This window comes from Longimicrobium sp. (genome assembly GCF_036554565.1).
Classification (GTDB): domain Bacteria; phylum Gemmatimonadota; class Gemmatimonadetes; order Longimicrobiales; family Longimicrobiaceae; genus Longimicrobium.
This window is the reverse complement of record NZ_DATBNB010000863.1, coordinates 1-7,121: the sequence shown is the minus strand read 5'-3', so window position 1 is coordinate 7,121 and position 7,121 is coordinate 1. Positions and strand designations below refer to the sequence as shown.

Sequence of the window (7,121 nt, the reverse complement as noted above, 5' to 3'; positions counted from 1 at the left end):
ACTTCGCGCCGGATGGGGCTGCGTCTCGGTTCGTGCCGCGGCAGCCCCCTCTCCTGGCCTCTCCCCCGCAAACAGCGCGGGAGAGAGGAGAACTTCGAACGCGCTTCGACAGGGTCCGTCGCATGCTGATGGAGCCCCCACCCCCCGGCCCCCGTCCCCCGCTGCGCAGGGGAGGGGGAGACCTGAACTGCGTCTCGGCTGGCCTTCGCACACTCGACCGTGCGTGCAGTCCGCGAAGGCGGACTTTGGGCCGTTGTTGCCGCGACTTCAGTCGCCCCAGCAGGGCCGGGGCCGCGGGAGGGGCCCCTACCGCCGCTCCACCAGCATCGTGGACACGCTCGATCCGCCACCGGCCGTCACGTTCAGCAGCGGGTCCGTGGCGATGCGCGTGAGTGCGCCGTCCACGTGCGCCGTCATCGTTACGTACGGTGCGATGTCGAGCATGCGGTCGGTCACCTGCACCTGGCCGTCCACCCAGCTGGGGAAGGGCTCGGTGGGCAGGATGATGCGCTCCTGCACCACGTGCGGACGCGTCAGCGCCGTCTGCATCGCCGCCGACCACTCGTCGTCCGAGACGAGCCAGCCCAGCACGATGCCGTGCCCGCCGTAGTCGTCGTTGGGCTTCAGCACCAGCCGCTCGCGGTTCTGCGCCATCCACGGCAGCAGGTCCACCTGCTCCGCGCCGCGACTCGTGTGGCGCTCCTCCACCACGCGCGTCCACGGGATGCAGGCGTCGATCACCGCGCGCTCGTCCGCATCGAACATCTCCGCATTGCGCTCGTCGCCCAGCACGGCCAGCCCCGCCTTCTTGTAGATCACCTTGCAACGGAATGGGTTGATCATGCACACGGCGCCGTCCTTCACCGCCTGCACGACCGGGTTGTCCATCCCCATCCGCATGATCAGCTCGTCGATCAGCACACGCTTGTAGACGAGCGTGATCTCGAACCCGCCGGGGGCGATCAGCTTGCCGTCCCGGTACTCGCACTCGCGGGGATCGGCGATCTCGGCCTCGATGCCGTGCGCGCGGAAGTAGTCGCGGAAGAAGATGAACTCGCTCTGCGTCGGCACGTCGCTCCAGTCCAAAATGCCGATGCGCGGCAGCTCGCGGCGGCCCGACCACTCCTCGTACGACTGCAGGAGCGCGTGGAGCACCCCGTGCCTGGCGGGAAGCGGATGCAGCACGTGCGTGCGCATGAACTCGCCCGTCACGGGCAGCGCCAGGAACGACTCCGAAAGCACGTCCACGTACCCGGCGCCCGCGGGCGTTTCGGCGTTGTACTCCGTCACCTTCAGCGTGCCGTCCTCGGCAGAGAAGAAGGTGTCCAGCCGCGACGTGGGGCAGGGCGAGCGGAAGCCGGGATCGAAGTGCACGATCTCTTCTTCCCAGTCCAGCAGGTGGAACTGGGCGCGGAAGCCGTCATCCGCCATCGCGCGCTCGTGGATCTTGCGGTACGCGCTCATCAGCGTGCCCACCTGGCGCCGGATCCAGGCGTACTGGGCGTGCGTCAGCATGCGCGGGCGCAGCACCGAGCAGAGCGGCCGGTCGCCGAAGTACATCCCCCGGCGCCGGTGGTCGTCTTCCATCCGCTCCGCGCTCCCCGCCGCCAGCCCCTCGTCGCCCAGCAGCCCGTGCCAGGTCTCGATGGCCTCGCGAACGGTGCCGGCGTCGTTCACGCGTGCCCCTCTTCGGCCTCGGCGCGGACGACGGCGTCCGGCGCGTCACCGGGGTCGGCGGCGGGCCGGGCGGCGGGCCGGGCGGAGGACGCGGTGCCTGAACCCGTCACGGATGGTGCAGCCGGTGCCTTCGTCGGGGCCTCGGCCGGGGCCTCGACGGGCGGAGGCGAGCCGGAGCCCAGCACCGCGGCGCCGCCCACCATCTCGGCCGAATGGCGCGAGCCGGCGAACAGGTCTTCCCACTTGAGCTCGCGCACCTGCGGCCGCGGGTTCCTGGCCAGGTCGATGGCCATGTCGGCCATGTGCTTGACCACCCAGTCGAAGTAGTGCGGCGTGAGCGAGTAGATGTCCATGTCGGGCGCGGGGTTCATGAAGTCGATGGCGTAGGGAACGCCGTCGCGCACCGCCCACTCCATGGAGTTCATGTCGTAGCCCAGCGCCCGCACCAGCTTGCGCGAGTCGTCCACCACGCGGCGCCCCAGCTCTTCGCCCATGTGGGCGTGCTCCACGTGGTACTTTCGCTCGCGCGGGTCGTACTTGATGGGAAGGATCTCGTCCTGTCCCAGGCAGATGCAGCGGATGAAGTGGTCCCAGTGGATGAACTCCTGCACGATCATCGTGAGCAGGCCCGACTGGTCGTAGTTGTCGATCAGCTCGCGCATGGTGCGGCAGACGTACACGTCCTTCCACCCGCCGCCGTGCGCGTCCTTGAGAATGCAGGGCAGGCCGATGTACTCGACGATGGCCTCCCAGTCCAGCGGGTACTTGAGGTTGCGGAGCGACTCGTCGTGCACGATGCCGGGGATGTACTCCTTGTTGGGGAGCACGATGGTCTTGGGATGCGCGATCCCCAGGCGCGTGGCCAGCGCGGCGCCGAAGAACTTGTCGTCGGCCGTCCACATGAACGGGTTGTTGACGACGGTGCACCCCTGGATGACGGCCTGCTTCAGGTAGGTGCGGTAGAACGGCACCTCGTGCGAGATGCGGTCGATGATCACCGCGTACTCGCTGGGGTCGTCCATGCGCGGCGCGCCCAGCTGCACGAACTCGGCGGTGACGCCCTCGTTCCGCCGGTTGACTTCTTCGATGAAGGCCGGGGGAAACGACCACTCCCGCCCCACGATCAGCCCCACTTTCAGCGCCATCTCCGCTCCTCCGGTTCGTTTGATTGCCGGTTCCCGGCGTTCGCCCCCGCCCTCACGCACTCACGCACTCACGCACTCACGCACTTGCAGTCTCAGTCGCTTCCGTTGATGTACGTGCGGATCATCCGCTCCCAGTACGGCCAGTCGTGCGACCACCCGTCCCACAGCCGCAGCGCGTTGCCCACGCCCTTCTCCCACAGGATGCGCGAGAGGTGGCGGTTGTTGTCGACGAACCGGTCCGATTCGCCCGTCGCCAGGATGATGTCCATCCGGCGCAGCGCCTCCAGGTGCCCGTGGTCGTGCAGCTCGCTGACGAAGTGCGACGGGTTGTTGCCCTTGATGGCGTCGTCGTAGTAGCCGTCGGCGAACTCGCGGATGTCGTACATCCCGCTCATCCCGATCACCCGGTTGAAGACGTGCGGGTGCCGCAGCGCCATCGTGACCGCGTGGTAGGCGCCGAAGCTGGCGCCGGTCGCCATCAGGAACGGGTTGTCGTTGCGGCTGCGCGAGAATGGAACCACCTCGCGCACCACGTAGTTCTCGTAGTCGTACTGCCGCTGGGCGCGGTCGCGCGGATGCTTCCAGCGCGCGTACCAGCTTTCGGCGTCCACGCTGTCGACGCAGTAGAGCTGCAGCCACCCGTTGCGCAGGTGGTCGCCCAGCACGTTCGTCATCCCGCGGTCTTCCCACTCGTAGTAGCGCCCCTGCGAGGTGGGAAACACCACCATGCGCGCGCCCGAATGGCCAAAGACCAGCATCTCCATGTCACGCCCCAACGAGGGGCTGTGCCAGCGGTGGTACTCGCGATTCACGTGGGGCTCTTCCTCCGGTCAGGTGCGCTCGTCGTTGCACGGGGGCGCGGCTGCACCCGCAAACCCCGCACCGGCGGCAACGTAGGGGCGTGCGGGTACGGACGGAAGAGGCGATGAACGATGGATTCGGACGCAGAAACGGGCGCGGATCCGCTCCGCGCCCGTTCGGCATCCAGCGTCCGACGTCCCTACCGCCAGGGCTGCGGCAATCGGCGCACGACGACGCGGTCCACGCCCAGGTCGTCTACCTCGGTGAAGGCGGCCAGCCCGCCCCGGCTGATCGCCGCCGGCAGGCCCAGGCCGTTGATGGTGCCCAGGTACTGCCCCTCGGCCGTCAGCAGGTCTACCGGGCCGTCTTCGACGCCGGATGCTGGCGTGCGCTCCACCCACAGCTTGCCGGACGGCGCCACGCGCAGCCCCTTCAGCGCCGGGATGGTGTCCGCGAAGCGCATCTCCCCGAGCATCCGCTCCATCTCGGCGCCGCCCGGCGCGCCACGCGGCGGGGGGCCGCCACCGCCGCCCCGGGTGATGGTGATCCTGCCCCGGCCGCTCTGCATCATCTCCCGCCGCTCCGCCCGGGCACGCTCGCGGTCGCGGTCCGTGGTCCGGCGCACGGGCATGGCCCGCTGCAGGTAGCGCACGGTCTGCCCGTTGGCGTCCAGGATGCGCACCGTGTAGCCGGAGGTGAAGCTCAGCGCCATCTGCCCGCCCGGCAGCACGCCGAACAGCACCGCGGGAGAGAACGTGGGCGGCGGCGACAAGCGGATCTGCATTTGCCCGGGGCCGCTGCTGGAGCTTTGCGTGGTCCACTGCTGCGGGATCTGGTACAGCCGTACGGGGTTTCCGCCGCCGAACGGATAGAAGGTCAGCGGTACGATGTTCTCCGTGTGGGTGCCGGTCCGCGGGTTGTTGCTGGGCGCCGCGCGGAAGGTGCTCACCACGCCGCCGCGCGGGTGCCAGGCCATCGGGGAGTTCGGACCGGGCATCAGGCCCTCGACGGCCACGTTGCGGATGAACGTTCCATCCGGCCGGAACAGACTGTACGCGGGCCGGGCCAGGTCCATCACCACGACGGTGCCGTCGCCCGTGATGGCGAGCTGCATGGGCACCGTCAGCTCGCCCGGGCCCTGGCCCTTGCGCCCGATCTGGCGGAGGAAGCGGCCGTTCGGCCCGTACACCATCACCCGCGCGTTGGGGCGGTCCAGCACGTACAGGTTGTCGGACGCGTCGAAGGCCACGCCCGCGATCTCGCCGAAGATCTCGTGGTCCGCACCCTCCGCCGCGCCGACGGCGTACACCTGCGGCGCCGTTCCCTGCAGCACGCGGTCCTGCCGCGGCAGCTGCACCACCCGGTCCTGCGCCGCCGAGGCGCCGGCCGTCATCAGCGCCGCCGCCAGCAGCGAGGCCGCCGTGGTCCTCATCCTGATCATCATCCCCGCTCCTGGTGGGTCTGTTCGAAAAACCGAATGCCGCCGTCCGGGTTCCTGCCGCGGGTTGGACGCCGCCACGAACGGGACTGTTGCTCGCACGGATGAGAAATTGATGAAGGGCCACCGCGCGTGCGGGGGACCGGAAGGTGCAGGAACGGGGGATGGAACCGAGCGCCGGGCGCGCCGGCGAGCTAGATTCAGCCATCGCGCGGCATCAGCGGCGAGCACGCACCTACGAACCGGAGCAAAAATGGCGAGGCGTCCCAACTACAATTTCGAGAAGCGCCAGAAGGAAATCGACAAGCAGAAGAAGAAAGAAGAAAAGGCCGCGAAGAAGCTGGCCCGCAAGGAGGGCGGCGGTCTGGAAGACGAGTTCGGCAACCCGATCGACGACGAGGGCACCGAGGGGCCCGGCGGAGAGTCCGAGCCGGCCGACGAGGACGACGCGTGAGCGCTGGGGCACCACCCCGGCCGGCGGGCGTGGACGCGGAACTGCGCGCCCGGATTTCTGCCCTGAGCGAAGAGGGGTGGGAAATCTGGCGCCGCTTCGATACCGAGGTGCGCCAGAACGAGTGGCACCCGTTCGTCCCGGCCGACTACGAGGTGGTGCTGGACGCGCTGATCGAGCTGCGTGCGCCGGGGCTCCGCTTTCTGGAGTGGGGCTCGGCCACGGGGGTCATCACCATCATGGCGGACCTGCTGGGGTTCGAGGCCTACGGGCTGGAGCTGGACGGCGAGCTGGTGGACGTGGCGCGCGGGCTGGCGGAGCGCTACGGCTCGTCGGCCAAGTTCGTGGCGGGCAGCTTCATCCCCTCGGGCTACAGGTACCGGCCCAAGGGCGGGGACGGGCGCATCGGCACCATCGGCGACGGCGCTTCGGGATATCCCGCGCTGGGGCACCCGCTGGAGGACTTCGACCTGGTGTTCGGGTACCCGTGGCACGGCGAAGAGCCGCTGATGCACGACCTGATGCGCGCCTACGGAGGACGCGGCGCCCGGCTGCTCCTGCACGGCGGCGGCACGGCTGGGGTGCGCGTGTTCCGGGATGGGAAGCAGGTGGTCTGAGGGTCGTAGTCGGGACTACGGAAGGGCGACGGCGGGACGACGGGAGGACGACGGAAGGACGACGGGAGGACGACGGAAGGACGACGGAAGGACGACGGAAGGACGACGAACCGGATAGGGCTGGGTCTGGCGCATGCCGCGGCGCCCCCCATCCCCAGCCCTTCCCCCGCAAACTGCGCGGGGGAAGGGAGCCAGTGTGGAGCGCTGCCCAGACCTCCTTGCCACGCCAAAGCCTGTCATCCTGAGGCGCAGGCGCACCGTAGGATCCCGTACGCCAGGCCTCGCGCGCCGAAGGATCTTGCGGCGGACACGTACAAGACGGGGCGCGGCAGCGGTCGTTGGAGCGTGGGCCTCGGTCTGGTCGCGGCTGGCGGAGGGTGGCGCGTTTCGACTGGTCCGGCGCATTCCCCGGGGGTGGCCCCTCCCCGGCCCCTCCCCCGGCAAACTGCGCCGGGAGAGGGGAGAACTTCGATTGGGTTCGACGGGTTGCCGGTGCATGCCCCTGGGTGCCCCCTCCCCCCGGCCCCCGTCCCCCGCTGCGCAGGGGAGGGGGAGACCTGAAACGCGCTTCGGCTGGCCTCGTGCACCCGGCTTCGCGTGCAGTCCGCGAAGGCGGACTTCGGGCCGTTGTTGCCGCGACTTCAGTCGCCCCAGCAGCGTCGTGGCCGCGGCGCTGGTGACCGCTGCCGCGCCCCGGCTGGTACGTATCCGCCGCTATATCCTTCGCCCCGCGAGGGATGGGGCTTGGGCAGGTGAGGTGCGCCTGGGGCTCAGGATGACAGACCGCGGTTGTGCGGGCAGGTGAGGTGCCCTTTGGGCTCAGGATGGCAGATGGGTGTGGCCAAGTATGGTGCGCCTGGGCCTGGACGACAAGTGGGTGCCCACCAATAACTTGGACGCGCACCCGACTGGTGTGTACCCCCTCTCCCACGCTGTTTGTGGGAGAGGGTGGACGAGCCCAAGCGAGGACGGGTGAGGGCCCCACGGCAGCC

6 protein-coding genes are annotated in these 7,121 nt (G+C 69.5%); 2 read left to right on the top strand and 4 right to left on the bottom strand.

The genetic code is table 11. The annotated features are described in order from the left end of the window. Positions 1-306: 306 nt before the first annotated feature. From VIB55_RS24280 to VIB55_RS24265, 4 genes are all read right to left on the bottom strand, one after another. Positions 307-1,677: a circularly permuted type 2 ATP-grasp protein gene (locus VIB55_RS24280; RefSeq protein WP_331879271.1), complete on the bottom strand. Its 1,371-nt coding sequence runs from the start codon at positions 1,675-1,677 to the stop codon at positions 307-309. Then, complete coding sequence (locus tag VIB55_RS24275; protein ID WP_331879269.1) at positions 1,674-2,822, bottom strand: hypothetical protein; 1,149 nt, start codon at positions 2,820-2,822, stop codon at positions 1,674-1,676. Before VIB55_RS24275 ends, VIB55_RS24280 begins: the two co-directional genes overlap by 4 nt. Positions 2,823-2,914: 92 nt before the next feature. Beyond that, the gene (locus VIB55_RS24270) at positions 2,915-3,634 is read right to left on the bottom strand and encodes an esterase family protein (RefSeq protein WP_331879268.1); all 720 of its coding nucleotides are present in this window, start codon (positions 3,632-3,634) and stop codon (positions 2,915-2,917) included. Positions 3,635-3,822: 188 nt separating this feature from the next. Continuing rightward, positions 3,823-5,067: a 6-bladed beta-propeller gene (locus VIB55_RS24265; protein WP_331879267.1), complete on the bottom strand. Its 1,245-nt coding sequence runs from the start codon at positions 5,065-5,067 to the stop codon at positions 3,823-3,825. 247 nt (positions 5,068-5,314) lie between these two features. Here VIB55_RS24265 and VIB55_RS24260 point away from each other — a divergent pair, with 247 nt between their 5' ends. Both VIB55_RS24260 and VIB55_RS24255 read left to right on the top strand, forming a co-directional pair. Further along, positions 5,315-5,515, top strand: a complete 201-nt coding sequence (locus tag VIB55_RS24260) for a hypothetical protein (RefSeq protein WP_331879266.1) — start codon at positions 5,315-5,317, stop codon at positions 5,513-5,515. Further along, positions 5,512-6,129, top strand: coding sequence for a hypothetical protein (locus VIB55_RS24255; RefSeq protein WP_331879265.1), 618 nt, complete (start codon positions 5,512-5,514; stop codon positions 6,127-6,129). The genes VIB55_RS24260 and VIB55_RS24255 overlap by 4 nt, the downstream gene beginning before the upstream one ends. Positions 6,130-7,121 lie beyond the last annotated feature (992 nt).

Coding starts and splice junctions, on each gene's coding strand:
- VIB55_RS24275 (WP_331879269.1), bottom strand. CDS start 2,822: ATGGCGCTGAAAGTGGGGCTGATCGTGGGGCGGGAGTGGTCGTTTCCC.
- VIB55_RS24260 (WP_331879266.1), top strand. CDS start 5,315: ATGGCGAGGCGTCCCAACTACAATTTCGAGAAGCGCCAGAAGGAAATC.
- VIB55_RS24265 (WP_331879267.1), bottom strand. CDS start 5,067: ATGATGATCAGGATGAGGACCACGGCGGCCTCGCTGCTGGCGGCGGCG.